This is a genomic window from Marinobacter denitrificans, assembly GCF_008795955.1.
Lineage (GTDB): Bacteria > Pseudomonadota > Gammaproteobacteria > Pseudomonadales > Oleiphilaceae > Marinobacter > Marinobacter denitrificans.
This window is the reverse complement of record NZ_VMHN01000003.1, coordinates 274,878-301,584: the sequence shown is the minus strand read 5'-3', so window position 1 is coordinate 301,584 and position 26,707 is coordinate 274,878. Positions and strand designations below refer to the sequence as shown.

28 protein-coding genes are annotated in these 26,707 nt (G+C 58.0%); 13 read left to right on the top strand and 15 right to left on the bottom strand.

Annotated elements, in window-relative coordinates; translation table 11 throughout:
• Positions 1-129 precede the first annotated feature (129 nt).
• Both FO268_RS13520 and FO268_RS13515 read right to left on the bottom strand, forming a co-directional pair.
• On the bottom strand, positions 130-705 hold the full coding sequence (locus tag FO268_RS13520; protein WP_150993849.1) for a hypothetical protein: 576 nt from the start codon (positions 703-705) through the stop codon (positions 130-132).
• A gap of 318 nt (positions 706-1,023) precedes the next feature.
• Positions 1,024-1,536: a copper chaperone PCu(A)C gene (locus tag FO268_RS13515; protein WP_150993847.1), complete on the bottom strand. Its 513-nt coding sequence runs from the start codon at positions 1,534-1,536 to the stop codon at positions 1,024-1,026.
• A gap of 216 nt (positions 1,537-1,752) precedes the next feature.
• On the opposite strand from FO268_RS13515, the gene FO268_RS13510 reads away from it, so the two are divergent.
• Complete coding sequence (locus FO268_RS13510) at positions 1,753-2,481, top strand: tellurite resistance TerB family protein (RefSeq protein ID WP_150993845.1); 729 nt, start codon at positions 1,753-1,755, stop codon at positions 2,479-2,481.
• A 26-nt stretch (positions 2,482-2,507) separates the two neighbouring features.
• Here FO268_RS13510 and FO268_RS13505 read toward each other — a convergent pair whose 3' ends face one another.
• From FO268_RS13505 to FO268_RS13495, 3 genes are read right to left on the bottom strand one after another with little or no spacing between them, the layout of a single operon-like run.
• Positions 2,508-3,026 (bottom strand): phosphate-starvation-inducible PsiE family protein, encoded by a 519-nt coding sequence (locus FO268_RS13505; RefSeq protein WP_150993843.1) that lies wholly within the window; start codon positions 3,024-3,026, stop codon positions 2,508-2,510.
• A 37-nt stretch (positions 3,027-3,063) separates the two neighbouring features.
• Positions 3,064-3,402 (bottom strand): zinc ribbon domain-containing protein YjdM, encoded by a 339-nt coding sequence (locus tag FO268_RS13500; protein ID WP_150993841.1) that lies wholly within the window; start codon positions 3,400-3,402, stop codon positions 3,064-3,066.
• A 39-nt stretch (positions 3,403-3,441) separates the two neighbouring features.
• A complete protein-coding gene (locus FO268_RS13495; RefSeq protein ID WP_150993839.1) occupies positions 3,442-4,014 on the bottom strand; it encodes a histidine phosphatase family protein in 573 nt (190 codons plus the stop codon).
• A gap of 109 nt (positions 4,015-4,123) precedes the next feature.
• Here FO268_RS13495 and FO268_RS13490 point away from each other — a divergent pair, with 109 nt between their 5' ends.
• The 6 genes from FO268_RS13490 (at position 4,124) to FO268_RS13465 (ending at position 11,089) form a co-directional block, all read left to right on the top strand.
• Positions 4,124-4,576, top strand: a complete 453-nt coding sequence (locus FO268_RS13490; protein ID WP_150993837.1) for a YaiI/YqxD family protein — start codon at positions 4,124-4,126, stop codon at positions 4,574-4,576.
• A 71-nt stretch (positions 4,577-4,647) separates the two neighbouring features.
• Positions 4,648-6,438 carry an ABC transporter ATP-binding protein gene (locus FO268_RS13485; RefSeq protein ID WP_150993835.1) on the top strand — a complete coding sequence of 597 codons (1,791 nt, stop codon included), beginning with the start codon at positions 4,648-4,650 and terminating at the stop codon, positions 6,436-6,438.
• Positions 6,439-6,544: 106 nt separating this feature from the next.
• Positions 6,545-7,318, top strand: a complete 774-nt coding sequence (locus FO268_RS13480; protein ID WP_150993833.1) for an ABC transporter ATP-binding protein — start codon at positions 6,545-6,547, stop codon at positions 7,316-7,318.
• 19 nt (positions 7,319-7,337) lie between these two features.
• Complete coding sequence (locus tag FO268_RS13475; RefSeq protein ID WP_225316685.1) at positions 7,338-8,240, top strand: ABC transporter substrate-binding protein; 903 nt, start codon at positions 7,338-7,340, stop codon at positions 8,238-8,240.
• Positions 8,230-10,323 carry a Fe(3+)-hydroxamate ABC transporter permease FhuB gene (gene fhuB, locus FO268_RS13470; protein ID WP_150993828.1) on the top strand — a complete coding sequence of 698 codons (2,094 nt, stop codon included), beginning with the start codon at positions 8,230-8,232 and terminating at the stop codon, positions 10,321-10,323. Before FO268_RS13475 ends, fhuB begins: the two co-directional genes overlap by 11 nt.
• A complete protein-coding gene (locus FO268_RS13465; protein WP_150993826.1) occupies positions 10,310-11,089 on the top strand; it encodes a (2Fe-2S)-binding protein in 780 nt (259 codons plus the stop codon). The genes fhuB and FO268_RS13465 overlap by 14 nt, the downstream gene beginning before the upstream one ends.
• Before the next feature lie 177 nt (positions 11,090-11,266).
• On the opposite strand, the gene FO268_RS13460 is transcribed toward FO268_RS13465, so the two are convergent.
• Positions 11,267-13,444, bottom strand: a complete 2,178-nt coding sequence (locus FO268_RS13460; protein ID WP_150993825.1) for a TonB-dependent siderophore receptor — start codon at positions 13,442-13,444, stop codon at positions 11,267-11,269.
• 214 nt (positions 13,445-13,658) lie between these two features.
• Between FO268_RS13460 and FO268_RS13455 the strand changes: the two genes are divergently transcribed.
• Positions 13,659-14,783 (top strand): PQQ-dependent sugar dehydrogenase, encoded by a 1,125-nt coding sequence (locus tag FO268_RS13455; RefSeq protein WP_150993823.1) that lies wholly within the window; start codon positions 13,659-13,661, stop codon positions 14,781-14,783.
• A gap of 35 nt (positions 14,784-14,818) precedes the next feature.
• On the opposite strand, the gene FO268_RS13450 is transcribed toward FO268_RS13455, so the two are convergent.
• Positions 14,819-15,232, bottom strand: a complete 414-nt coding sequence (locus FO268_RS13450) for a GFA family protein (RefSeq protein WP_150993821.1) — start codon at positions 15,230-15,232, stop codon at positions 14,819-14,821.
• Between the two features lie 123 nt (positions 15,233-15,355).
• Between FO268_RS13450 and dkgB the strand changes: the two genes are divergently transcribed.
• Positions 15,356-16,165, top strand: a complete 810-nt coding sequence (gene dkgB, locus FO268_RS13445) for a 2,5-didehydrogluconate reductase DkgB (protein WP_150993819.1) — start codon at positions 15,356-15,358, stop codon at positions 16,163-16,165.
• Here dkgB and FO268_RS13440 read toward each other — a convergent pair.
• Both FO268_RS13440 and FO268_RS13435 read right to left on the bottom strand, forming a co-directional pair.
• Positions 16,134-16,820 (bottom strand): DUF6064 family protein, encoded by a 687-nt coding sequence (locus FO268_RS13440; protein ID WP_150993817.1) that lies wholly within the window; start codon positions 16,818-16,820, stop codon positions 16,134-16,136. The genes dkgB and FO268_RS13440 overlap by 32 nt on opposite strands.
• A complete protein-coding gene (locus tag FO268_RS13435) occupies positions 16,817-17,740 on the bottom strand; it encodes an aldo/keto reductase (RefSeq protein ID WP_150993815.1) in 924 nt (307 codons plus the stop codon). Before FO268_RS13435 ends, FO268_RS13440 begins: the two co-directional genes overlap by 4 nt.
• A 260-nt stretch (positions 17,741-18,000) precedes the next feature.
• Between FO268_RS13435 and dacB the strand changes: the two genes are divergently transcribed.
• A complete protein-coding gene (gene dacB, locus FO268_RS13430) occupies positions 18,001-19,560 on the top strand; it encodes a D-alanyl-D-alanine carboxypeptidase/D-alanyl-D-alanine endopeptidase (RefSeq protein WP_150993813.1) in 1,560 nt (519 codons plus the stop codon).
• 36 nt (positions 19,561-19,596) lie between these two features.
• Here the strand turns inward: dacB and FO268_RS13425 are convergent, their stop codons facing one another.
• From FO268_RS13425 to napE, 6 genes are read right to left on the bottom strand one after another with little or no spacing between them, the layout of a single operon-like run.
• Entirely contained in the window at positions 19,597-20,184 is a 588-nt protein-coding gene (locus FO268_RS13425; RefSeq protein WP_150993811.1) for a NapC/NirT family cytochrome c, read from the bottom strand.
• Positions 20,181-20,657, bottom strand: coding sequence for a nitrate reductase cytochrome c-type subunit (locus tag FO268_RS13420; RefSeq protein ID WP_150993809.1), 477 nt, complete (start codon positions 20,655-20,657; stop codon positions 20,181-20,183). Before FO268_RS13420 ends, FO268_RS13425 begins: the two co-directional genes overlap by 4 nt.
• Before the next feature lie 11 nt (positions 20,658-20,668).
• Positions 20,669-23,173 carry a nitrate reductase catalytic subunit NapA gene (napA, locus tag FO268_RS13415; protein ID WP_150993807.1) on the bottom strand — a complete coding sequence of 835 codons (2,505 nt, stop codon included), beginning with the start codon at positions 23,171-23,173 and terminating at the stop codon, positions 20,669-20,671.
• 16 nt (positions 23,174-23,189) lie between these two features.
• Positions 23,190-23,495 carry a chaperone NapD gene (locus tag FO268_RS13410; RefSeq protein WP_150993805.1) on the bottom strand — a complete coding sequence of 102 codons (306 nt, stop codon included), beginning with the start codon at positions 23,493-23,495 and terminating at the stop codon, positions 23,190-23,192.
• Positions 23,488-24,018: a ferredoxin-type protein NapF gene (gene napF / locus FO268_RS13405; protein WP_150993803.1), complete on the bottom strand. Its 531-nt coding sequence runs from the start codon at positions 24,016-24,018 to the stop codon at positions 23,488-23,490. Before napF ends, FO268_RS13410 begins: the two co-directional genes overlap by 8 nt.
• 9 nt (positions 24,019-24,027) lie before the next feature.
• On the bottom strand, positions 24,028-24,201 hold the full coding sequence (gene napE / locus FO268_RS13400) for a periplasmic nitrate reductase, NapE protein (RefSeq protein ID WP_150993801.1): 174 nt from the start codon (positions 24,199-24,201) through the stop codon (positions 24,028-24,030).
• 248 nt (positions 24,202-24,449) lie between these two features.
• Between napE and FO268_RS13395 the strand changes: the two genes are divergently transcribed.
• The 3 genes from FO268_RS13395 (at position 24,450) to FO268_RS13385 (ending at position 26,705) form a co-directional block, all read left to right on the top strand.
• Positions 24,450-24,824: a DUF4398 domain-containing protein gene (locus FO268_RS13395; RefSeq protein WP_150993799.1), complete on the top strand. Its 375-nt coding sequence runs from the start codon at positions 24,450-24,452 to the stop codon at positions 24,822-24,824.
• Positions 24,825-24,850: 26 nt separating this feature from the next.
• Positions 24,851-25,660 (top strand): OmpA family protein, encoded by an 810-nt coding sequence (locus FO268_RS13390; protein ID WP_150993797.1) that lies wholly within the window; start codon positions 24,851-24,853, stop codon positions 25,658-25,660.
• Positions 25,661-25,835: 175 nt separating this feature from the next.
• The gene (locus FO268_RS13385; protein ID WP_150993795.1) at positions 25,836-26,705 is read left to right on the top strand and encodes a DUF6279 family lipoprotein; all 870 of its coding nucleotides are present in this window, start codon (positions 25,836-25,838) and stop codon (positions 26,703-26,705) included.
• Positions 26,706-26,707: the final 2 nt, after the last annotated feature.

The window sequence follows — 26,707 nt, the reverse complement described above, 5'->3', positions numbered from 1 at the left end:
TTTGCTGTGAGTGCCTGACAGCCCCACGAGACTAGCGAAGCAGGCGTTCTCGCTCATGGGTTTAAGTTGGCCGCTGGCGCGGCCAAAAAAATGACTATTGCCTATTGATCCCGAGAAGGCTCATATGGGTTATAGCGCGTGATACACCCCCAGCGTGGTCGCACCCACGAACAGGATGTAAGGTATAAAATACGTCGATAGCGTGGGCCGCCTGATAAATAACCAAAGGCTGCAGATTACGATTAATAATCCGTCTAAAAAACCTACAGGCTCTTTGGACTGTGAAAGTTGCTGTCCAGCTTCGCCGCGGAAAATGTGTTGATAGACGAGTTTTCCTGAACCCTTTTCTGAAAACTTCAGCCAATGTCTATTGGGAAAGTATGAAGCATTGTAATCTTCACCGAGTTCAAACTTGCTCCTCATCCTAGCGTAAGCAATTTTCGCCACTCCTGCATCCCTAACCATTTCTTGGCAGTAGCTCTTCTTCCAACTCCCTTGGTGTACCAACCAATATCTATAGAAAAACCAAACAAGCAAGCACCAAACAGTTGCTACCAAAACCTCTGGCCTGCTAAATGCGACATTCACGACCTGAAGACGCACATCGCTTGAAACGAGTCGGCCCTCAGCGAGATAGAAAACAATTATGCTCAGGGAGAGTAGAACCAAGTTCCGGCGTTCTGGATTACTATCTTGATAAGACATTGATCTGAAACTCTACTCCTTGGTTCTATAACAGCGTATTATACGAACCGGTTCGTATAACTCCGGGCGCCTATCCCACATTCGTATAACTCCAAACGCCCCTCCAACCCTGGTTTCAGAAAAGCAAGGTAGTTCAAAACCCTAAGTACTGCACTCAACCTACCACCAATGGCGTTTTGCGAACGCATTCGTATAACTTCAGCGCCCTACGTTCGTATAACCCAGGCGTCTTCGATAAAAAGACCCATAGATTCAATAGCATGAGAAGAGGCTTCTGCAGTTATACGCCCCCGTTCGTATAACTCCAGCCAGCATCTTTCAGTGCCCGGAATGGTCCATACCGTTGTCTTTCTTCTGCATGCCTCCATCCAGCGGCTCAACGTTTAATTCAACGTTCATGTCCGCCGCGCCCTCAAATGTTAATGTCAGGGGTATGCTTTCGCCTTCTTTCAAGGGGCCTTTCAGCTTTTCAAGCATCAGGTGGTAGCCGTGGGGCTTGAGTTCCACGGTTTCGCCGGCTGGGATGGTGAGGCCATCCTTTAACGGGCGCATACTCATGGTGCCGTCTTTCATCGTGCTTTCGTGGATGGAGACGTTTTGCGCTCTGGGGGTGGTGGCGCTGGTGAGGGTGATGTCGTTGTCGCCATCGTTGGTGATGGCCATGTAGCCAACGCCCATGGGTACGCCCGGGGGTGTGGGGCGGCTCCAGGGGTGGTCGATTGTGATATTGCCCTCAGTGTATTCGTGGGCCAGTGCAGGGGTGGAAAGCGTGCCTGCGAGAATGCTGAAACCGAACAGCACGTTGGCGGCCAGCGCAGTGAGTGTTTTCATGGAGCCTCGCTTTATGGAGTTATCATCAATAGATTGGCAAAAAGAATACAGTGTCACTTTCACCGCCGCTGATGACAAGTCTCACCGTCAATTTTGCAGCCAATGTCATGTGTGGATTCGGGCACCAAATCTGAACGTTACGGTCATACCAGCGGGTACAGACATGCCTCAACCAAATGACCAGCTTAGCCATAGGCGCAATTCAGGAGTGAATACATGAACGCGATGAACATTCTCAAGCAGTTGATGAACCAGGCATCCGGAAGCCAGCCAGGCACAGGAGGAGGTTCCGATATAAACCGCATGGTGGGAAACCTCGCATCGCAGTTCGGTGGCAGCGGTTCCGGAGGCTCAGGCTCCAGCGGTATCGACGTCAAGAGCCTGCTCGGTGGTGGTGCTGTCGGGCTTATGCTGGGGTCGAAGCGGGGCCGAAACATGGGCGGAAAGGCTCTGAAATACGGTGCCCTGGCGGGGGTTGGTGTGCTGGCGTGGAAAGCCTATCAGAACTACCAGGCCCAATCCTCCAGCCCGGTGGCCGACACTGCCCGGCAAGGCCAACCACTGGAGCAGCTGCAAGGCAGCGCCCAGGACCAACGGGGCCTGGAGATACTGCAGGCGATGATTATGGCTGCCCGGGCCGATGGGCATGTGGATGCCAACGAGCGGGCGCTGCTTACCCAGGAGATCGAGAAACTCGGGCCGGACGATGAACTGCACGCCTGGATTCAACAGCAATTCGACGCCCCGCTGGACGCCAACGCCCTTGCCCGCAGCGCCGACTCACCACAGGCAAGCCGGGAAATCTATATCGTCAGTGCGGTGATGATCGACGATCAGAACCCCATGGAGCGGGCATGGCTGGACCAATTGGCCAATGCCCTGAAGCTGGAGCCAGCCCTGGCCAGGGAGCTGGAACAGCAAGTGCAGGTTGCGGCCGGCGTGTAGCCGGGCAACTCCAAAACCGAGGGCAATCAGTCGTCCCACTCATGGTACTGATTGCCCTGTCTCAACAGCCAATAGGTAACGCCAAGTGCGAGGGTGGTCGCGGCGATACCGATCAGGTACATGGGCGTCAGCGTTTCAAAATCCAGCACGATGACTTTCCGGGCGATGGCCATAAGCGCAGTGGCAACCACCAACTGCACCGGGAAGACGTTGGTACCGAGATAGAGCCGAATATTGATGAAGATTTCCACTGCAATCAGCACCGCCATAAAGGCGCCGAAGGTGTAGAAAATATCGTTAATGTTCAACAGCAGGAATGGCGGCGTGATCAGCCTGTCGTAAATGATGTAAATAACATCGCCAACGCCCCAAAGAATAACGGCGACCATCAGTACCGCAAGTACCCGAATCGCAAAGCGTATAATCCGGTGTAGATTGCGAAAAAACGGATCAGGAAAATCAACCGGGAGCTCCTGATGCAGTTCATGCTTTCTCTCTGGCGAGGTTGGCTGAGCAGGTGCTACCTCCTTATCGTTATCGGCCATTCAATCTCTCCGTTTATCCTGCGATGAACTCACTGGGTCAGGCTTTCTTGACGAACTCGGACTTCAGCTTCATGGCACCTATGCCGTCGATCTTGCAGTCGATGTCGTGATCCCCTTCCACAAGGCGGATGTTCTTCACCTTGGTGCCCACTTTTACCACAGAGCTGGAGCCCTTGACCTTGAGGTCCTTGATCACCGTAACGGTATCGCCATCCTGAAGGTCGTTGCCATTGGCATCACGTATCACCTTGCCGGCTTCATTTGCCGCCACTTCTGCCTCTGACCATTCATGCCCGCATTCGGGACAAACCAATTGCACACCATCTTCATAGGTATATTCAGAGCTGCATTCGGGGCATGGGGGAAGCTGGGACATGGGATTTCCTGTTAACTGAATGAGCGCGGCATTATAGCACTACCGCCCAGGCGAAACTCTTGCCAGCACGGTCGGGTTTTCGGACAGCGGCAGTGCAATCACCACGCCTTCGTTAGATGAAGGGTACACCTCTGTCAGCGCCGTCACATTCACCTGGTGCGACACCAGCACCACTGGCGGCCCGGGTTCCAGCTCATTCACAATCGCAATCGTCTGCGCGGTTTGCATCTGCCCTTTCTCCCGGCTGCGAAAAAACGAGTTCAGCGACATCATCTCCTCCACCGGCCCCACGTTCATTTCCCGTGCAGTGTCCAGGCAACGGCACCATTGGCTGCTGAACACCCGCGCTTCGGTGATGCCATGCTCCTCGAGAAATGGCTTCCACGCCCTCGCCTGCTCACGGCCGGTGTCGTTCAGATTGCGCTGTGTAGTGCAGTCATCGACTTTAAAGCTGCCTGGGTCTCCGGTGCCCGGTGCCAGGGCGTGACGAAGCATCAACACTGCACGCCCCTCACGCAGGGCTTCCCAGGCCTCTGCATTGCCATCAGCAGCGAAGGCGTTAAAACAGGTGAACAAGCCCAACAAAGCGGATAAAAGCAACCGATTCCACATCGCCAACACCTCACCGGAAAGATTTTAAGAGATACGCCGCCAAAACCTACCAGGCTCATAACAACGCAAGGTAAACTCCCCCCAGAACTGAATCAGGAGGAAACCAGCCATGCCAATCTGGGTCGACGCCGACGCTTGCCCCGTTCCCATCCGGGAAATTCTCTGCCGCGCCGCAACCCGTTGGCAAGTCGAGACCACCTTCATCGCGAACCACGCCATTAACCTGCCCCCGAGCCCCTTCATCAAGCGCCGGCAGGTGCCCCAGGGTTTTGACGTGGCGGACAACGAGATCATGGATCAGATGCACGAAGGCGACCTCGTTATTACCCAGGACATTCCGCTGGCCGCCGAGGCCATCGAGAAAGGGGCAGAGGTGTTCAATCCGCGCGGCCAGGCCTTTACCAAGGAGAATATCCGCCAGCGCCTGGCCATGCGCAATTTCATGGAAGAAATGCGAAACGCCGGCCAGGTGACGGGTGGCCCGCCACCTCTGGGCCAGACAGACCGCAAGGAATTTGCAGACAAGCTGGACCGGTGGCTGCAGCGAAATACTCGCAAGTGATAATGATTCTGTTTTAAAACCCTGAGAAATCCGCTACCCTTGCCGCTTTTCTGGCGCAAGCGGAGCGAACCATGAGCGAGCCTTCCCCCAAGACCACCAGCAGTTTCGCAGCGCTCGGGCGCCTTCTGCGGTACGCCAGAGGCTATCGCCGCCAGATCATCGCGGCGACCACCTGCTCCATTATCAACAAGCTGTTCGATATTGCTCCGGAGATCCTGATAGGTGTTGCCATTGATGTGGTGGTCAACCAGGAAGAAAGCTTCGTGGCAGGGCTGGGATTCGAAACCGCACAGGAGCAGATCACCATTCTGGCGGTGCTCACGTTCTTTATCTGGGCCGGCGAGTCTATCTTCGAATACCTGTTCCAGATCCTCTGGCGCAACCTGGCCCAGCGCCTGCAGTCCGACCTGCGTCAGGATGCCTACGAGCACGCCCAGAAGCTGGACATGAGTTTCTTTGAAGCCCGCAGTTCCGGCCAGCTGGTTGCCACCATGAACGACGACGTCAACCAGCTTGAACGGTTCCTGGATGGCGGCGCAAACGCCATGATCCAGGTGGTGGTGACGGTGGTGGCTGTGGGGGCCGTGTTCTTCGTCTTATCACCCCTGATCGCCCTGCTGGCGTTCACCCCCATTCCGCTGATCATCTGGGGCGCGTTCTACTTCCAGCGCAAAGCCGGCCCGCTGTACGCCGATGTGCGGGAGAAGGTGGGCGACCTGTCCAGCCGCCTGGCCAACAACCTGGGCGGCATAGCCACCATCAAGAGTTTTACGGCAGAGCGGCGCGAAGCCGAGCGCCTGAAGGCCAGCAGCGAGGCCTACGTGGAAGCCAACCGCCGGGCCATTCGCATCAGTTCGGCGTTTATCCCCATCATCCGTATGGCGATTCTGGCCGGGTTCCTGGCCACCTTTACCGTTGGCGGCATGATGGCGCTGGAAGGCAATCTGAACGTGGGTGCCTACGGGGTTTTGGTGTTCCTGACCCAGCGCCTGCTATGGCCACTGACCGGCCTTGCCGAAGTGATCGACCTGTTTGAACGGGCCATGGCCAGTACCCGCCGCATTCTCGACCTGCTGGCCGAGCCGGTGCATGTAAAGGACGATGCCGGTAAAACGCTGGAGCAACCTGTAAAGGGTGAAGTCAGCTTTGAGGGAGTAAGCTTTCACTATCCGTCCAGTGGCGCTGGTATCGACAACATTTCCGTGCACGTACCGGCCGGGAACACCCTTGCTCTGGTGGGGGCGACGGGCTCCGGCAAGTCGACACTGATCAAACTGCTGCTGCGCTTTTACGATCCCACCGGCGGCCAGATTCGCATCGACGGCCAGCCTGTCCAGGCCGTCAGCCTGAAATCTCTGCGTGAAGCCATCGGGCTGGTGAGCCAGGACGTTTACCTGTTTGAAGGCAGTATCCGCGACAACCTCGCCTACGGGTTCCCCGGCGCCAGCGACGAACAGATCATTGAGGCGGCAAAAACCGCTGAAGCCTGGTCTTTCATTGAGGCACTGCCGGAGGGCTTGTCCACCGCGGTGGGAGAACGGGGAGTGCGACTGTCGGGCGGGCAGCGCCAGCGGCTGTCTCTCGCCCGTGCGTTGTTGAAAGACCCACCCATTCTGGTACTCGACGAAGCCACCAGCGCTGTCGACAATGAAACCGAAGCCGCCATCCAGCGGTCCCTGAAGCGCATCGGCCACAATCGCACGGTGATCATGATTGCTCACCGCCTGTCGACCATTGTGGATGCAGACACTATCGCCGTGGTGGAGGGAGGCCGAATCGTGGAGTCCGGCCGGCATGAGGATCTGCTGAAAAGCGACGGCGCCTATAACGCACAATGGCGGGTACAGACCGGCCAGGCATGACCCCTGGCCCCGGCTTTCCACAACGGCTCTCCACAACGACAATAATGGATTGATAGTAATTCGCATTTAGATTATTCTGCAGGCCTTCAGAATCACGGGAGCCTGCATGTCTGCGTTCTTCGAAGTATCCGGCCTGCATGTGAATATTGGGGAGACCGCTATCCTCCGGAACATCAACATCGAATTCCGGGAAGGCGAAGTCACCGCGTTGCTTGGCCACAACGGCTCCGGCAAATCCACACTGCTCAAGGTGCTGGCGCGCCAGATGTCACGCACGTCCGGTGACGTCAGCCTGCTGGGAACATCCTTCCGTACCACCGGGGCGCGTGAGTTTGCCCGCACCGTTGGCTACCTGCCGCAGCATCCCCCGGGCACCGATGGTCTTACCGTGCGGGAGCTGGTGGCCCTGGGCCGTTATCCCTGGCGTGGCCCGCTAGGCCGCTACAACAGCGAAGACCACCGGTTGATTGATCAGGCAATTACCGACACCGGGTTGGACCGCTTCCAGCATCGATCTGTCGACACCCTTTCCGGTGGCGAACGCCAGCGGGCCTGGATTGCCATGTTGCTGGCCCAGCAAACCCGCTGCCTTCTGCTTGATGAGCCCATCTCTGCCCTGGACGTAAAACACCAGGTGGAAACCCTGCGCCTGGTACACCGCCTGGCGGAGGAAAGGGAGCTGACCGTCATTGTCGTGCTGCACGATGTGGACCTGGCCGCCCGCTTCTGCGACCGTCTTGTGGCACTCCGAACCGGGCAGTTGATTGCCGACGGCAGCCCCCGGGAAATCATGGATTCAGGAATACTGGAAACCATCTACGGGGTACCGATGGGCGTGATGGAGCGAGCGCCGGGCCAGTGGGTTTCCTATGTTCATTAGACAGCCCGCCAGAGCCCTGATGGCACTGCTTTTCCTGGGCCTGACCTCGTTACCGGCCTACGCTGAAACCTGGCAGCATGAGTACGGCTCCGTTTCCCTGGATAATACCCCTAAACGAATCATTACCCTGAACTGGGCGGCCACCGAAGCCCTCCTTCTGCTTGGCGTCACCCCCGTGGGCATGGCAGACAGGGACGGCTACGAGGTGTGGGTAAATGAGCCAGAGCTGCCCGCCGGTGTTGCCAACATCGGCACCCGCGTGGCGCCGAGTCTGGAAGCCATAGCGGAACTGAAACCGGACCTGATCGTCACCAGTTCAGAAATGGCGCCCGCCTCCCGGCAGCTTGAGCGGATTGCCCCTACCTATGTGATCAGCGTGTACAAGGAGGGCCACCAGCCCTTCGAGAAAGCCCGCGAAATGTTGACCACGCTGGCAGAGATGCTCGACCGGGAGGACCAGGCCGATACCATCCTGGCGGACCTGGAGCAGACCCTGGCGACGCAACGTCAACGCCTGAAAGAGGCAGGCATGACGGACCGGCCGGTGGCTCTGGTGAACTTCCTGGATGACCGCCACGTGCGTATATACGCGCCTAACGGTCTTTACCAGAGCACTCTGAGCGCCCTGGGCCTTGAAAATGCCTGGCCAATGGAGGGCAACTTCTGGGGTTTCTCGGTTGTCGGGCTGGAAGCTATCGCCCCTTACCAGGACAGCCGACTTGTGGTGATCTCCCCGATTCTGCCAGGGCTTGCGGACACATTGGCCACCAGCCCCTTCTGGACGTATCTGTCTCCGGTCAGGCGGAACCAGGTGTACCACATAGAGGCGGTGTGGCCATTCGGCGGTGTTTTCCCGGTGAAACGGCTGGCAACCATGCTTACGGATGCCCTGCTGGACGGAGGCTCCGATAATGTACGCTGAAGGCTCTTACAAGGGCGTTGAAGGCTCTGGCAAGGTCGCTGAAGGCTCTGACATTCTCGCTGAAAGCTCTGACCTGCCTGCGTCGCGCCCTGCCATTCCCGCGAAACTGCCGGTGGCGGCTGTAATCCTGTGGTTTGGTGCGCTGATCGCCAGCTCCGCCCCCTGGTTTGGCGAACTGGATGCCGGCGCACTGGTGTCTGCGTTCTGGACCTTCGATGCAGAAAACTATTCCTCCGTGCTGGCTCACTATAGCTGGGCGCCCCGGGTGTCTATCGCCATCCTGATCGGATGCGGGCTGGGGCTGGCGGGGGCCGTTACCCAACAGATACTGGGCAACCCACTGGCCTCCCCCACCACGCTTGGTGTGGAAGCCGGCGGCCAGTTCGGCGTTACCGTTGCCACGCTTTTTGCACCCGGGCTGCTGGCCTTCAGCCCCGATCTGGCAGCCATTGGTGGCGGTTTGCTGGCGATCGGACTGGTGATAGCGCTCACCTGGCGGCTCGGCTTCTCACCGGTTACCGTGATTCTGGCGGGGCTGGTGATCACCTTCTTCCTGGGCGCCATGAATATGGCATTCCTGCTACTCAAGGGGGAATGGCTGGGCAATCTGTTTATCTGGGGGGCCGGCTCCCTGGTGCAGAACAACTGGGGGCCCTTTATGGAGCTCTGGCCCCGTGTTCTGGTGCTCGCCGTGCTGATGCTGATGCTGATGCGGCCACTGCAATTACTGCAACTGGGGCAGACCTCAGCCAGTGCACTGGGCGCCAGAGTGGGGTTATTGCGGGCCATGGCGCTGTTTCTGGTGGTCCTGATGACGGCCACGGTAGTAAGCCGTGTTGGCGTGGTCGCTTTTGTTGGCCTTGCTGCGCCGGTTCTGGCCCGGCTTCTGGGCGCTCGCACGCTGGGCAATAAAATGCTGTGGAGCACGCTCATGGGGGGCGGCTTGCTGTTGCTGGCTGACACCCTGGCCCACTGGGCGTCCACCTGGGGTGACGGTTCGCTGGTACCCACCGGAACCACCACCGCTTTAATCGGCGGCCCTGTGATACTGCTGGCGCTCCAGAGTTTCAGGAACACCCATCATATGCCCGGCCAGGAATCCAGCCCGGCAGGTTTCCTGCCCAGGCGGCGGTCTCCGGTGCTGGTCCCCTGCGTTGTTATCGCATTGCTCGTGATCACCATGATTGTCTCCATGGGTTGGGCTCCGGGGCTGGACGGCTGGCACTGGACATCCTTCACCCAATGGGGGGATGCCTGGGTCTGGCGCGGTCCGCGGCTGCTGGCGTCCATTCTTGCCGGGGTAGCGCTGGGGCTGGCCGGTACACTGATTCAGCGGATGACGGGCAACCCCATGGGCAGTCCGGAAATGCTGGGTATCAGCGGCGGGGCTGCGCTGGTCATGGTGGTGATCGTGCTTACCAGCACAGAGGTCAGCCGCATTGGCCAGCTTGGCGCGGCCACCCTGGGGGCTGCTGGCGCTCTTGGCCTGCTGATTCTGCTTGCGCGCAAACACCGCTTCGCGGGGAACCAGTTGCTGCTCGGTGGCCTGGCCCTGTATGTGTTTATGGATGCCGGCCTGCGATTGGTGATGGCTTCTGGCGGCACCGTCGCCTCACAACTGCTGAACTGGATGTACGGCTCCACGTGGCTGATTTCCGAGAGCGAGGCTTTCGGCTTGCTGGGATTTGTCGTGCTGGTCAGTACGTTATTGCTATTGGTTGTACGCCCACTGACCATTCTGCCACTGGGTGATACGGCTGCAGCCTCCCTCGGGCTTTCGGTGACACGTGCGCGGCTACTGCTGCTTATGCTGGCAGCGGTACTGACCGCTGCCGCCACGGTGGTCATTGGCCCTCTCAGTTTTGTGGGGCTGATTGCCCCGCACCTTGCAAGGGTTCTGGGGCAACAAACTGTCGGCCGCCAGATGATTGTGGCAGCTCTGGTAGGGGGCCTGCTGCTTGCGGTGGCGGATTACCTGTCGCGAATCGTGGTATTTCCCAACCAGCTTCCGGCTGGTTTGCTGGCTGCGCTGGTAGGGGGTGTCTATTTCCTGTGGGGATTGAGCCGCCATGGCCGATCCTGAACACGCCGGGCTGACTGGCACATGGGCCGAGCGTTACGCCCGGCTCCTGGCATCAGCCGGGCTGGACCGGGAGTCCGTCCTCGCCCAGGCACTTCAACCTGGTCCCGATGAACGCCCTGGGCTGTTTTCTCTGGCGCAGTGTCTGGAACAACCGACACTGCTGATTGACCAGGTCAACACCGATTACCCGGAAGCTTCCGATTCCCGTGCCATCCGGGCCCGTGTTTCGGTGCTTCAGCAGGATCTGGCGTTAAACGTGATTGCCCCACTGACCCTGCGGCTGTTCCGGGATGGCCAGGCTCCCCTGCCCGATCCCCGGCGCATTTTTCTCGCTCCTGTGGAGCATGGGGAACCGGTGCCGTCCCGCTGGTTCCAGGCCCCGGGTGTGCCTGCTGTCGATGAGGAGAGCTTTGTCCGTTCGGTCGGGAAACTGACACAGGATTGGTACCCGGTGTTCAGGCAGCGGCTGGGGGTGAGCCCCGGAGCCTACTGGAGCAGCGTCGGGCTTGGGTTGGGGGCGCCGTTTTCGGCGGTATGGAACCTGGCAGAGCCTGCTGAAACCTGTGATCTGGCACAGCGCTGGCTCGGGGAGTTTCACAATGACGCCAACCAGTTCATTGACTGGATTCCGGCGGTGTTTGGCGGGCAGACCACGGCAATTCCACAGCGGAAAGGATGTTGCCTGAAGTATCTGTTACCCGAAGGTGGTTATTGCGGTACCTGTGGTGTCTATCGCAAGGAGCGACTGGAAGCCCTCAGCCTTTGATCAGACCCCGATAGCCGAGCCCAGCGCCAGGCCAATGGCAACCACGCCGATGACCATACCAGCGCCTGCGGCCAGTTTTAATCCTTCAAGCATTTCCTGTTCGGGCGTCATTCCTTTTCCTCCCTTTTGTCATCAATGAGGACGGGAGCAATTTCCCGCCCTCTCTTCACGCCTGGATCAGTAGACCCAGGAGACTGTCAGGCTTGCGTTCGCCGGTTCTCCGTAGAAACCCTGGGCAGAAGCGCCAAACTTCTTGAGGCTTTCGATGTATTTCTCGTCGGTCACGTTGTTCACGTTCAGCGTAGCGTTCCAGTCACGGGCAAAGTCGTAGCTGGCCATCAGGTCCACCACTGCATAGCTTTCCTGCTCGGTGACGATCTTGGCTCCAGCGTTCGGCCCGGTTGTGGCCACGCCCTGATCCTGGCTGATGGACGACTGCCAGCGTACCTTACTTCCCAGCTCAAGGCCTTCGACTCCCGGCACTTTCCAGGTTCCTCGCAGCTGGGCCAGGTGCTCCGGCACAAAGGGTTTGGCGGAGTTGCCATCGGCATCTTCGATGGCCACAAAGGTGTAGCCGGCGAACAGCTGGATTCGGTCGGTTACGTCGCCCACGAACTCGAGTTCAACACCCTGGCTTTCAAGTCCATCGATGCCGCGGTAATAGGGGTCCTGAGTGCCACTGTAGGTTCCGGCAACATCAGCCACGTTCTGCTGTTCCGTCTGGAAAAGCGCGACCGTGGTATTCACCCGGTCGTTCAGGAATTCGCTCTTGAGGCCCAGTTCGTAGTTCACGCCATCGATCGGGTCCAGGCGATCGCGGTTGATGTCCAGCTCGGTTTGCGGCGTGAAAATTTCAGTGTAACTGGCGTACACAGAATGGTTGTCGTTCAGATCGTAGATCAGCCCGGCGTAGGGCGTATCAATCGCATCGTAACTGGTGGTTTTCTCTGCGCCGTAGCTGGTGCCTTTACTGTCCAGCCAGGTCAGGCGAACACCGGTAATAGCTGTCAGGCTGTCGGTCAGGGTCCAGCGGGCAGCGGCGTAAGTTGCGGTTTCACGATCCGTCCAGTCTGATCCGCCAACACCATTATCGAACGTTGGCCGTGGATAATTGCCATCCCACTCGTTCAGAGGTGGCAGCGCGTTACCAATACCCTGACCATAGCGGGACTCGTCCACCGTTTCGGAGCGGGACCAGGAGGCTCCCAACACCAGCTCATGGGTCCGATTTACCAATTCAAAGGGGCCTGTCGCGTAAGCGTCTACCACCAACTGGTCTACGGTGAGGTCGTACTGACTCGGGTAGGCCAGCAGCCCGTCACCGGTTTGCGAATCCGGTGTGCCGTATTGGTAGAACAGCTCTGATTCACTGTCATTCTCCAGCCGGAATACGGTGCCCTTGGCCCGCCATCCGCCAGCCAGTTCCTGCTGCAGCTCCACAAAACTGTTGTGCTGGGTGTTGTCCCAGTAGGACCAGTCCGAAGCAGTGCTGGTCGACCGGGCAAAGTCTGTTGCAGTGCCATCGGTGTAGAACAGTGGTAACGCGCCCCAAAGCGGGCTGTCTGTGTCCGAGGTCTGGATGGAGTGGCCCAGCGTCAGCAGTGTGGTGTCCGTGAGATCTGCCTCAAGCACGCCGTAGAACATCTGCTTTTCGTTGCTGTAGCGGTCCAGGTAAGAATCCTTGTCTTCGTAACCGGCAACCACACGGCCACGTACCGCGCCGGATTCGGAAACTGCACCGGATACATCTCCGACAATACGCTTCTTGTCCCAGGAGCCACCGGTAACCGCCACTGACGCATTGGTATCTGCCGTCGGACGTTTGCGGATGAAGTTAACGGTCGCCGCCGGGTTACCGGAACCGGCCATCAGGCCGTTCGCACCGCGCACCACCTCGACCCTGTCAAAGAAGGCGGTATCCAGTTCGCCCTGCACGTTGTCGTATACCGCCGGCAGGCCGACGCCATCGTACTGGAAGTTGTTGATATCGAAACCGCGGGATGTGTAGTAGGTGCGATCTGTCTCAACGGATTCCACGGTCACGCCGGTGGTTCCCTCCAGCACATCGTTGATATCGTTTTGCGCAAAATCGTCCATCTGCTCGCGCGTCACCACGGTTATTGCCTGTGGTGTTTCCCGGTGGCCGAGCTCCATCTTCATGGAGGTTGTGGTTGCACCACTGGTATAACTGCCCGTGGACTCAGACGAGACCTGGCTGCGGTCAGCGGATACATCGAGGGCTTCCAGGGTCGTGGGTTCGCTGTCCTGGGCAAACGCGATGCCAGGCAGAATGGTGCAAGCAATGGCAGTGACCAGGGCCTTACGGCGGAACATGGGGTCCGGGATTCGGGACATCTTACTCTCCGTTTCAGGGTTTATGGCAGGTTATAAATGATAGACGACATAGTAATGCGAATTATTATTATTTGAAACAGAAAATGAGCATGCTCCGAATTTTTTTTTATTCTTACCTGTCTGTCAGAGAGGATTCTTCTGTGGCCCCACTCCAGCTGCTATCCTCATAAATCAGCCAGGCATCAACCGACAGCAGCAAGAAACGGAGTTTCCCATGCGTACCTGTAAACACCTGATCTTTGGCACCAGCCTTTTACTGGTTTCCGCAATAGCCATAGCCGAACAGACATTTTCCTCAGACAAGGCGAAGTTTCGTCTCGAAACCGTCGCGCAGAATCTTGAGCACCCGTGGAGCCTCGCTTTTTTACCAGATGGCTCCCAACTGGTCACCGAACGGGCGGGCCATTTGCGGCACATCCAGAACGGTGAGCTTCAGGACGAGGCCATCAGCGGCGTGCCCGACCTGGTGGTTTCCGGGCAAGGCGGCTTGCTGGACGTGCTCCTGCATCCGGATTTCGAGAACAATCAGACACTGTTCCTCAGCTATGCCCATGAAGTGAGCGGTGAAGGCATGACCACTCGGGTTGCAAGTGCAAAACTGAAGGATGGGCAATTAACCGACGTGGAAGTGATTTTTGAAGCCCTGCCCCGTGGCAATACCGGCCGCCATTTCGCCGGCCGAATGGAATTCGACCGCGATGGCAACCTGTACGTAGCCGTCGGTGACAGAGGCAAAAAGAAACGCGCCCAGGTGACGGATGACGATGCCGGTGGCGTGCATCGCCTGACCGTTGATGGAAAGCCGGCTCCCGGTAACCCGTTTACCGGCGAAGCCTCCGTAAACGACACCTTTTTTACCTACGGCAATCGCAATATCCAGGGCATGACCATTCATCCGGAGACTGGCGAAATCTGGAGCCATGAGCACGGCCCCAGGGGCGGAGACGAAATCAACATCATTCGTGCGGGGAACAACTACGGCTGGCCGGATGTGACCTACGGTATCGGGTATTCCGGAGCTGCCATTTCCGACAAGACCACGATGGAAGGGGTCACCGATCCACTCCATTACTGGGACCCGTCAATCGCTCCTTCCGGCATGGCTTTTTACACCGGGGAGGAGTTTCCCGAGTGGCAGGGCGACCTGTTCGTGGGCGCGCTGAAGATGCAGAAGCTGGTGCGCCTGAGCATTGAAAACGAAGAAGTTACAGAAGAGGAAGATTTGCTGGAAGATCTGGGGGAACGTATCCGCGATGTGCGCATGGGGCCTGACGGCGCACTCTGGCTGCTCACTGATGACTCCGACGGCAAGGTTTACCGGATAGTGCCTGCCAACTGATGAGGCGCTATCCGTTCGGGTTGCCAGTTGGGCCGTCAGTTTGGATCGTAGGCTCTTTCAGTTTTATCAAATTGGGGAACATCGTCGGTAATAGTGAACCAGTCCGACTTGGAACCAACATAAACGTGTGAGGACGGCCCCTTGCCCAGAGGCTCATTGATCAGGCCAACCCGCAGGCGCAGGATGCCGGGAATGGCATCCACCCGGCTGTAAAGCTGGCTGCCGCAACGGGGGCAAAAGCCCCGATACTTGCCGGGGCGGGATTCGTATTCGCGGATCAGCTCTTCGCCCGCGGGGAAACGGGTACGGACTTTCTGTATCGGTGCACTGGCTGAAAAAGCGCTGCCGTGGGCACGCCGGCACTGGCTGCAATGGCACAGGGCTATGGGCCCCAGTGGGCCATCGTATTCCAGTTTGATATCGCCACAAAGGCATTGCCCTGTCAGCATGGTTTGACCTCGATGATTCGTAGACTTGCCCTGATTCCGGGCCGGTATGATAACCACCTGCCACTTGAAGAACCAGCGGGCGAGCACCACATACAAGTCAGAGCGTTCGCAAAGGAGGACACTATGGCATTCAGCACACTTCCGAAAATCGGTATGGGCACATTCCGCCTGAAGGGCAACGATGCGAGAGAGGCAGTTAAAAGCGCCCTGTCACTCGGTTACCGGCACATTGATACTGCCCAGATGTATGGAAACGAAACCGAAGTGGGCGATGGCATTACCTCCAGCGGCATCCCTCGCCGCGAAGTTTTCCTGACCACCAAGATCTGGCACGACCAGCTTCGCCACAGCGACCTGATCAACAGTCTGCACGACAGCCTGGCACGGCTGAAGACGGACCACGTGGACCTTACCCTGATTCACTGGCCTTCACCGGACGACGAAGTCCCCATGGAGGAATACCTGGGTGCCTTGCGGGACGCACAACGGGAGGGGCTGACAACACACATCGGCATCTCGAACTTCACCTGTGCCCAGATGGACCAGGCCAAAGAGATCCTGGGGGAAACACCCATTTTCACCAATCAGGTTGAGGTGCATCCGTTCCTGGCCAATCGCAAGGTCGTCGAGCACGCCCGTAAACTGGGCATCACCGTGACGGGCTACATGCCCTTGGCGGTAGGCAAAGTGATGGAAGACGAGACGCTGATTCGCATTGGCCGCGAACACAATGCGTCACCGGCGCAGGTCGCCATTGCCTGGGTTGCCTCCAGGGGCGTGGTACCCATTCCGTCTTCAACGCGTCCCCAGCACCAGAAAGCCAACCTGGACGCGCTCCACATCACGCTCAGTGCAGAAGAAATTGCCGCGATAGACAAGCTGGACCGTGGTGAGCGCATTGCTAATCCTGACTTTTCCCCGGCCTGGGACTGAACCGGAAACAGGCGATCGTCAGCACCAGAGTGGCCGCCGGAAGCACAAACATGAGCCGTGTTCCCAGGGTCCACAGGGTCGCGGCGCTGAACAGCGACCAGAGCAGCGGCAGCAACAGAAACAGCCAGCGAACCCGTCTGGGCAACAGCAGCAGACAGGGTACGGAGGCGGCGACGGTCACGTCTGGCGTTATCCCGAACAACGCGAGGGCATGCCAGTTTCCCGACTGGACCACTACCAGCAGGGGTAGCAGTGCCGCCATCACCAGCCAGCCGATGCCGGCCTGCCATCGCCGCGCAAGCCCTGCGGTCGTTTTATCCCACGGCCAGACCAGAGCCGCGACCGTCAGAAGTGCAGCCTGCAGAATGAAAGCCCAGCCAAACCAGATGGCCGGGGTGTTGATGGGCCCGTAATACTCCATCAGGAAACCGGCACCGCTGCCCACCCAGGCTGCCGCAAGCAGCAACAGCACGCCGCGTTTCGCCAGCGTATCACCCCGCACCAGCAACCCGGCCACCACCAACAGCAGGACCAACGCAATGCCCTGCCAGGGCCAGAAATCCTGGTTTATACGAACGAAGAGCCGGAGAAACACCTCCGGCCCGAACATCAGGAAATCAGACAGTGAATAGCTCAACCAGTCCCCATCGATCATAACCCCGCCACATAGTCGGCCATTTGCCGACGTTGCTCATCGTCCGGAAGTCTCCCGTAAAGGGCGCCCATGTTCTCTTCCATATGCTCCACGCGAGTTGTCGCTGGAATGGCGCAGGTGACCGCGGGATGAGACACGATAAACTTGAGGAAAAACTCGGCCCAGGTGCTACAACCAGCCTCTTCCGCCCAGCCGGGCAATGGCTCGGACTGGTAGCGGCGAAACAGGCCGCCACCCTGGAACGGGCGGTTCACGATAACGGCAATGCCCCGCTCTTTCGCCAGCGGCAGGAGCCGTTGTTCGGCTTCCCGGTCCAGCACATTATAGGTCAGTTGCACGAAATCCAGAGGCTCCTGCTCCATGATGGTCGCGAGGTCCCGGTGGCGACGCCCGTGAGAGGTGCTGATACCCAGATAGCGGATATCCCCGTCCGCTTTCATCTGCTTCAGGGTTTCCAGATGGGATTCCCACGCCAGCAGATTGTGCACCTGCTGGAGGTCAAAGCGATCGATACCCCATTTACGTCGTGAGGCCCTGTCCTGCTCCCGCGTGGCGTTGCCATCCCGGGTCCAGACCTTGTTGGCAGCGAATACCCTGTCGTGGGCATTGAGGGTATCCAGTGCTTCCCCCATCACTTCATCTGCCGAGCCATACATGGGCGACGAGTCCACCAGGGTACCGCCCAGCTCAAAGAACCGCTTCAGAACACCGGTACGCTCCTGCACAAGCTGCTGATCTCCGCCCACGTTAAAAGTGCGCCAGGTCCCCATACCAATAACGGGTAAAGGCTCTCCCGAAGAGGGAATAGGCCGGGCGATCGCCTTTTCCCCGGAAGCTGCCATCAGCGCCGGCATGCGCAGTGAAAGACCTGTGGCCGCCAGTGCAGCCAGGAACTGTCGTCGGGACAACTTTATAGCCATGGCTCTCGCTCCGGTGTTCATTACCCACATGCGGTTGTTACGCACCCGTGCGGGTCAGGGTTCTGTCTGTATCTTAACGCTTCACGTTGCGCTGTCGATAACCTGTTGATTAGCATAGAGCACTTACATCTGCTAACAAAAATGCTGTATAAACAACGACACTACTGGCATTTTTTAACGTCATGTAGAACCTTTCCACATAGTATGAGCCTCGATTTTGGGCTATCGTTACTGCATCTGGAATCAATGAGCGCTGCACCATGTTGCTGAAGGCAAGAAGCCATCCTGACAAGTCGTATAATGGAACTGCCTGCCAGCATGGTCGAGTGCTGCCGCGCCTGTTCGTTTCTGCGATGGCAGCCCTGCTCTCGTTCAGCACGGCTTACGCTGATGAAACCAGCACCAAGAAAACCTGGAGCAGCCAGGTACGGGATTACGCGTTTCAGTCGCTGAATGACGAGCACGCGCTGAGCATGGCGGCCATCCCCCTGAATGGTCCCGGCATCGAACAGTACATTAACGCCGATGCGCTGATGAGCCCCGGTTCCATTATCAAGCTGATTACTACCTACGCAGCACTGGAAACCCTGGGGCCAACCTATAGCTGGGATACCAACTTCTATACTGACGGAGAGCTGGTAGGCGACACGCTCAACGGCAACTTCTACGTTGATATGGGCGGCGATCCGAAACTCACCATCGAGCGCCTGTGGAGCACCCTGAACGAGCTTCGTGGCATGGGCATCAGCGCCATTAACGGTAACCTGGTGCTGGATGGAGACGTTTTCAGCCTGGCAGGCGGGCTGCCCGTGTTCGACGACAACGGCGACAATCCCCACGCACCATTTCTGGTTCAGCCTTCACCCTTCCTCACCAACCTCAACCTGGTGCACTTCCAGGTTCGGGCCGATGAGCGCGGCACCCAGGCCTGGAGCGCCCCGTCGCTGAACGATGTTGTCATCGATAACCGGGTTACGGCAGCAGCGGAAGGGCCCTGCCCTTCGCGCAGAAACTTTGACTGGGAGCCTGTGTTCCATGAAGACCACCGGGTCACCGTCCGGGTTACAGGTAAGTTACCCCAGGGTTGTCGCACCACAGCGTATCTGTCTGTGCTGCCCCATGAACAATACACCGCTTCGCTGATACGCTCACTGCTCTCGGATATGGGCATCGAGATCAGCGGCAAGAGCCTGCTGGCCAGCACACCGGAAGACGCCCGGCTGCTACTGAGAACCACCTCGCCCGACCTGGTCACCATGGTGCGCGACATCAACAAATGGAGCAGCAATGTCATGGCCCGCCAGCTGTTGCTGACCATTGGCGCCGAACACCGGATGGACGAAGATGAAGACGACCGGGTGGCCGGTATACGTGTGATATACCAGTGGCTTCAGGACAAAGGCGTCAATACCGCAGGCATGGTCATTGATAATGGCGCCGGCCTGACCCGTCACGGCCGCATTACGGCTCGCCAGGGTGCTCAGATCCTCCAGCATGCCTGGAACAGCAATTTTTCCGCCGACCTCATGGCGTCCATGCCACTGATCGCGATGGATGGCACCATGGCCAGGCGCCTCAAAAACACAGGTCTTGACGGCAAAGGGCGCATCAAGACCGGTTATCTGGAAAACGTCCGTTCTATCGCCGGCTTCACGCGGGACGATACCGACACCACCTGGGCCATTGTCGGCATGGTCAATAATGACCCGGCCTGGAATGGCCAGGCGGTACTGGACAGGATTATCTATTCCCTTCATCACCGCCCGCCCACCGGAACAACGCTCTCCCAGGCGCCATCCAGTGGCACCGAGATTCGCTGAGCCCACACCTCAAAGGTCTGGCTCAGCCATTTCCTTCTAGCGATTTACCTCTGCCATATCAGGCAGCTCATGGGCAATGCCCTTGTGGCAGTCGATACAGGTTTCATCGCTGTCGTCCGTCAACGCTGTAGAGTGGGCTTCTGCCGCACGCGGGTCCTGCAAGGTAAAGTCCATGGAGTCGAACTCATGGCAATTACGACATTCCAGTGAGTCATTGGCTTTCAACCGGTGCCACTCCCGCCGGGCCAGCTCGAGACGCTTGGCCTCGAATTTTTCCGGCGTATTTATGGATCCGAACAGCCAGCCCCAGACTTCCTTGGACGCTTCCATCTTGCGGCCGATCTTGTGGGTCCAGTCGTGGGGCACGTGGCAGTCAGAGCACTCGGCCCTGACCCCGGAGCGGTTACTGTAATGGATGGTTCCTTTCAGTTCCTGGTAAGGGTTGCTGTACATCTCGTGACACCCCACACAGAACTGTTCGGTGTTGGTAGCCTCAAGCGCCGTATTGAAACCGCCCCAGAATATGATTCCGGCGAGGAATCCCCCCAACGTGAGGAAACCAAGGCTGTAGTGAACGCTGGGCTTTCGAAGCAGGCTCCAGTAATACTTCAGCCGATCCATCATTGGTTCTCCCCCCGATCGCCCTCACGGATAACCTGATCGATGGGTTTGAAGTCGGTCTCCACCAACGCTTCTGCATCGGTTTGGGGCACATGGCACTGGGTGCAGAAATAGCGACCCGGTGTAACCTCTGCCCTGACCTGGAAATTGCGGTCCATAAAATGCGTCACACTGACCATGGGTGCGCCGGCTGACGGCGCCGCCTCACGGCTGTGGCAATCCAGGCAACGATTGAAGCGCTTGTCCACCTGGTAGTCCCGTATAACGTGCGGAATCACCGGCGGCTGCTCCGGGTAATTGCGCACCTCCCTTTTGACGTCTCTGGGGTCCCCGGCAATGGCTGGTGCATTCCGCGTTTCACCAAGGGTTCCTCCTTCCCGCAGCCCATCAGGCGACGATGGCGAGAGGGAGGGCGGCTCTGCCAGGGCAACCAGGGCAAGGGAGGCCATAAGCAGGATAGCGATCAGCTTTTTCATGGTGTGTCTCCTCAAGCCAGGTTGACCAGTTCCAGACGAACCGCACACTTTTTGAAATCCGTCTGCTTGGAAATAGGATCGGTGGCATCCAGCGTGACCTTGTTGATGATCTTGCCGGCATCGAAGAACGGCACGTACACCATGCCCTTGGGAACGCTGACTCGGCCGCGGGTTTCCACCCGTAGTCGCACCTCCCCACGGCGGCTGGCCACCAGCACCTCGCTGCCACGGCGGAAGCCCTTGGCCCGCGCATCTTCGGCGTTCATGTACAGCAGGGCGTCCGGTACTGCCTTGTGCAGTTCGCTGACCCGTCGGGTCATGGAACCCGTATGCCAGTGTTCCAGTACCCGACCGGTACAGAGCCAGAAGGGATACTCCTCGTCAGGTGATTCAGCGGGTGGCTCATGGGGTACGGCAAATATCCGCGCCCGGTTATCGGCATTTCCGTAGAACTGAAAACCACTGCCTTCTTCCACATACGGGTCGGAGCCTTCCCGGTAGCGCCACAGCGTCTCCTTGCCATCCACAACGGGCCAGCGCAGGCCGCGGGTTTTGTGGTAGGTGTCGAAATCGGCCAGGTCCTTGCCCTTGCCCTTCCCAAACTGACGGTACTCTTCGAACAGGCCTTTCTGGATATAGAAGCCGAAATCGTCCGCCTCGTGGTTGCCGTAATCCGGGTTCAGGTCGCCCACAGGATACGCATTAACATTTCCGTTGCGGTAGAGCACATCAAACAGGGTCTTGTCTCGCATCTCTGGCGCTTTGGCCAACAGCTCCTCCGGCCACACATCAGCGACCTTGATGCGCCTGGCCAGGGCCACCGTCTGCCAGAGGTCGGAGCGGGCCTCCCCCGGCGCCTTGACCAACTGCTGCCAGAACTGGGTGCGACGCTCGGCGTTACCGTAAGCCCCCTCTTTTTCAACCCAGCCTGCAGAGGGCAGGATCAGATCCGCCGCCTGGGCGGATACCGTTGGATAGATATCAGAGACAATGATGAAGGTGTCCGGGTTACGCCAGCCCGGCAGCGTTTCCTGCATGGTGTTGGGGCCGGCCTGGATGTTGTTGGTGACCTGGGTCCAGTACACCCGCAGTTTGCTGTCTTTCAGCATCCGGCTCTGCAGCACGGCGTGATAGCCGACTTTTTCGGGGATAGTGCCTTCAGGGAGTTTCCAGATTTTCTCTGCCTTGGCCCGGTGTTCCGGGTTGGCCACTACCATGTCCGCCGGCAAGCGGTGGGCAAAGGTACCGACCTCCCTCGCAGTGCCACAGGCAGAGGGCTGCCCGGTCAGTGAGAACGGGCTGTTGCCGGGGGTGGCAATCTTGCCGGTCAGCAGGTGTACGTTATAAATCAGGTTGTTAACCCACACGCCACGGGTATGCTGGTTAACGCCCATGGTCCAGAAAGTGGTTACGCGCTTGTCCGGGTCGGCATAGAGTTTGGCCAGCCGTTCGAGCCGGTTGGCCGGCACTCCGGATTCCCTGACTGCACGTTCAAGGTCGTACTCTTTTACATAGTCGGCAAACGCCTCAAAGCTCATATCCTCGAAGCTGTTGGCGTTGTTGGCATTTTTGGCGTTCTTCTCGCGGGGGTCCTCCGGGCGAAGGCCATAACCGATATCTTCCGCGCCTTTCACAAACTTTGTGTGCTTGTTGACGAAATCCTCATTAACCGCGTCGTTCTGAATGATGTAGTTAGCGATGTAATTGAGAATGGCCACATCTGCGTTAGGCGTCATCACCATCGGTAAATCGGCAAGATCGAATGAACGATGCTTGTAGGTGGAGAGCACCGCCACTTCGGTGGACGGATGCGACAACCGTCGGTCAGTAACCCGTGTCCACAGAATCGGGTGCATTTCCGCCATGTTGGAACCCCAGAGCACGAAGGCATCGGCGTTCTCGATGTCGTCATAGACCCCCATGGGCTCATCGGAACCGAACGTGCGCATGAATCCCGCTACCGCTGAGGCCATGCAGTGTCGTGCGTTCGGGTCGATGTTATTGGTGCGGAAACCGGCCTTGAACAGCTTGCTGGCAGCATACCCCTCCCAGATCGTCCACTGCCCCGAACCGAACATACCCACACTGTCCGGACCGTGCTCCCTGATCGAGGAAGTGAACTTTTCGGCCATCACATCAAGGGCCTCGTCCCAACTGACTTCCTGGAATTCACCTTCCTTGTGGAACTTGCCGTCCCGCTTTCGCAACAGGGGTTTGGTGAGGCGGTCCCGCCCGTAAAGGATCTTGGACAGGAAGTAGCCCTTCACACAGTTCAGCCCACGGTTCACCTCAGACTGGGTGTCACCGTGGGTGGCGACAATCTGGTTGTTTTTGGTGGCAACCATCACACTGCAACCGGTTCCGCAGAAGCGACACGGCGCCTTGCTCCACTTCAGCTCCGTGAGTTCTGCGTTGGTAATCAGGTTACTGGCCGCTGCGGGAATCGACAGTCCCGCCGCTGACGCACCCAGGGCGAGCGCGTTGGCCTTGGCGAATTCGCGTCGTGTCAGGTTCATGGTTCGGTCCCTGTCATCAGATTTGTTGTGTTTTGTTCAGATCAATCATTTCGTGATTGGCTTCTGCCGCTGACATCAGCTCGTGATAGACCAGAATGCACTCCAGAACGCCTGGCTGGCTCTCCAGCAGTTCAACGGTTTCCAGAAGCTGGCGCTGGTGCGGACCTTCCGCAATGACAACCAGCCTTCCTTCCGGCGATTCCGCACCGGTTTCAAGACCCTCTGTTTGGTTAACCTGCGCCTTGATGGCATCCAGATGATCTGGCCAGCAATGGACGATAAAGCTGGCAATGTGCAGCTCGTCCGTGAGTGTTTCAGGCATCGGTTTTCCCCCTGTTCAAGGTTACGGTTTTGTCATCCGGCCGCACATCCTCCGGTGCGATCAGATCAATGGCATCCTGCGGACAAACAGCAACGCAGGCCCCACACCCTGTGCAACTGCCCGTATCAACGTGCGGGCGTGGCACATGGCCAACGCTGTATCGAAATGATATGGCCTCCGGTTCACAGGCATCCTGGCAGCTCTGACAATGAATGCCGGCTTTCGCCAGACAGTTATCCCGAATGGCCGCTTGCCACTGGAAGGCGTCCCTTGCCAGGTCAAAAACCGGTTCATCACAGGCCCGCACACATTCCTCGCAGAAGGTGCAGCCCTCATGCTCAAAAACTATTTGTGGGAAGCCGCCGTCTCCTTTCTGGAGAATGCCTTCAGGGCACGCGTGGATGCAGTTATCGCAACGTACGCAGGTGTCGACGAAGTCGCTGCCGGTCCAGGGTGGGCGACGCTCAGGCGCAGAGCGCTTACCGCCCCGGAGAAATGCACGGCGAGCCAGGGATACTGCCATGATTGCTCCTCAGCCTGGCGGCCCCGGGGGGCCCGTCAGAATCTGGGACATCCAGACAATAAAGCCGTACCCGCCAACCACAGCGACCGAAAGAATGGGAAAGAGAAATACGATCAGGAAAACGAACAGCCGGAGTTCGTACTTTTGCCTGTCCTCCTGGGACGAAACTGGGTGGTCATCCATAAACCTTCCTTTCAGTTGGATATAACTAAAACCCTAGTAAACACCTGACGTTTATCAAGTGACACGTATCAAGTTTCAGGGAAACCGTGAAGGGGCAAGATAACGGCTCGTGCGGAAGTTTATTTCCATACCGTCATGCCTGGTCCTGAACCAGCTGCTAACCTTAAACGTAGCGAGAGTAAGACATTCTGATTGGAGAACGTGGGCGGGTCACTCACTCCTCGCCCCTCACTGGAAGGAGATAATGCATGAACAAGCATACTTCGATGTTAGGCGCTGCCGGCATTATTGGCATTGCTGTCGTTGTGGGAGGCTGTGCCAGTTCAGTCGAACGGCCGGACGAACAAATGCAATCTGCCGAGTCTGCCATCCAGCAGGCAGTATCATCGGATGCCAGGGACTTCGAGCCAGTACTTCTGAACCAGGCGCAGAACAGAGTGGCCGATGCGGAAGAACTGATAGAAGCAGAGAAGTATATGGAGGCTACCCGCCTTCTTGAGAAGGCTTCCGTCGATGCAGAACTGGCCGGCGCCCGCTCAGACACCGCGAAGGCACAGCAGGCGGTTGAAGAGATCAATAGCAACATAGAGGCTCTTCGCCAACGAATCGAAGAAAGCCAGTAAGGCCTCAGCGGAATAAGGAGATTGTTATGAACAAGCGCAACATGACTTTGGGCATGGCAGTGAGCTTTTCTGTCTTGATGGCCGGCTGTGCCAGTACGCCCGACGACAACCAGAAAGTCGATGAGGCAAGGGCTGCCTACGAGGAAATCAAGGACGACCCGAACGTGGCCCGCAGCGGTGATCGTCACCTGAGGAGCGCCCAGCAGGAGCTGTCCCGCGCTGAATCCCTGCTGGAGGAAGACGCAGAGATCATCAAGATTGAGCATGCCGCCTACCTTGCCAATCGCCACGCGCAAATTGCCGCCGAACAGGGAAAACGTGCGGCATTGCAGGAACAGATCAACTCCGCGGAGGAACGGCGCAGGGAGCTGGAAATGCAGATGAGCTCCAATAAAGCAGCGCAAGCCAGGCGGGAAGCGGAAGAGCTTCGCCTGCAGATGGAAGCCATGCAGGCCGAGCAAACAGACCGGGGCATGGTTCTCACGCTTGGAGACGTTCTGTTCGATCTCAACCAGGCAGAACTGAAAGCTTCCGGCGAAGCGACCGTTCAACGACTGGCCGAGTTCATGAGGGAATATGAAGAGCGCCGGGTGCGGGTGGAAGGCTATACCGACAGCACCGGCGAGGCCTCGTATAACCAGGAGCTGTCTGAGCGCCGGGCCGAAGCAGTACGCGATGCTCTGCTCAACATGGGCATCAGCCGGGACCGGGTAGAAACGAAAGGATTTGGCGAAGAGTACCCGGTAGCGAGTAACGATAGTTCTGGCGGGCGGCAGCAGAACCGCCGGGTGGAGATTGTAATCTCCGATGAGGACGGCGATATCGAGACCCGGTAATTGCCATATAGCGGACCTGTAAGCGAAAAAAGCCCCGGTAAGAGCCGGGGCTTAATTACAAAATAATCCAGTAAGGTCAGATCTACTCTGACAATTCCCGTGATTGCTCGTGAACTCCATCTGAAAGCCATCAATCAACGTATGTTTCAGAAAGTACTTACCGGAACAGAAATTCATGGGGCGCTATCTATTCACTACGTTATTCAGCCTGTTAATACTGGCAGGGTGCAGCTCCACCAAGCTGGCATACCGCTACGCGGACTGGGGCATTGTCTGGTGGGTGGATGACTACATCCCCATGACATCGGAGCAGGAATCCCGCCTTGAGCGGGACATACGGAATCTTCGCCAGTGGCACTGCAGCACCGAACTTCCGCAGTATTCCCAGTGGCTTACCCGGCTTAAAAGCGACGTACGTTCCGGCGAGCTTGATGAGTCGACGGTGGCCTGGCATCAGGAAAAGCTGTTTTCTTTCTTCCCGCCGCTGATGGATCGGGCCAAACCTGCCGCTGTACGGCTTCTCGGGAGCCTGACCGATGATCAGGTCCGCCAGCTGGCTGCGAATATGAAGGACACCCAGCAGGAGCTGGAGGACGAACTGCTAGCGGACAATCCGGAACAGACCCGCGTAGCCCGAGCTGAGCGCACCACGGAACGGATCGAGCGCTGGTTGGGCCCACTGAATGACAGCCAGCGGGAAACCGTTGGCAGATGGTCAGAAGCCCGGGGAAAACAGACGGAAATCTGGCTGGAAGGCCGGCGCAACTGGCAGCAGGCGTTGCTGGACTCGCTGGAAGAGCGAGACAGCGACGGTTTCAGCGACCGTATCAGTTATCTGATCGACAATAACGAAGAAGTCCGTGGTGAACGCTATCAGCAGATGATGGCCGAAAGCCGGACTGCCATAGCAGAACTGATGAGAGACCTTCTACAGCAAGCGGATCAGCACCACCTTGATCATCTGTTGGTGCAGGCTTCAGAACTGAAGGGCGACTTCGATACCCTCGCCTGTGTCGGCGAGGATACCGGGAAGGTCAGCGGCTGAGA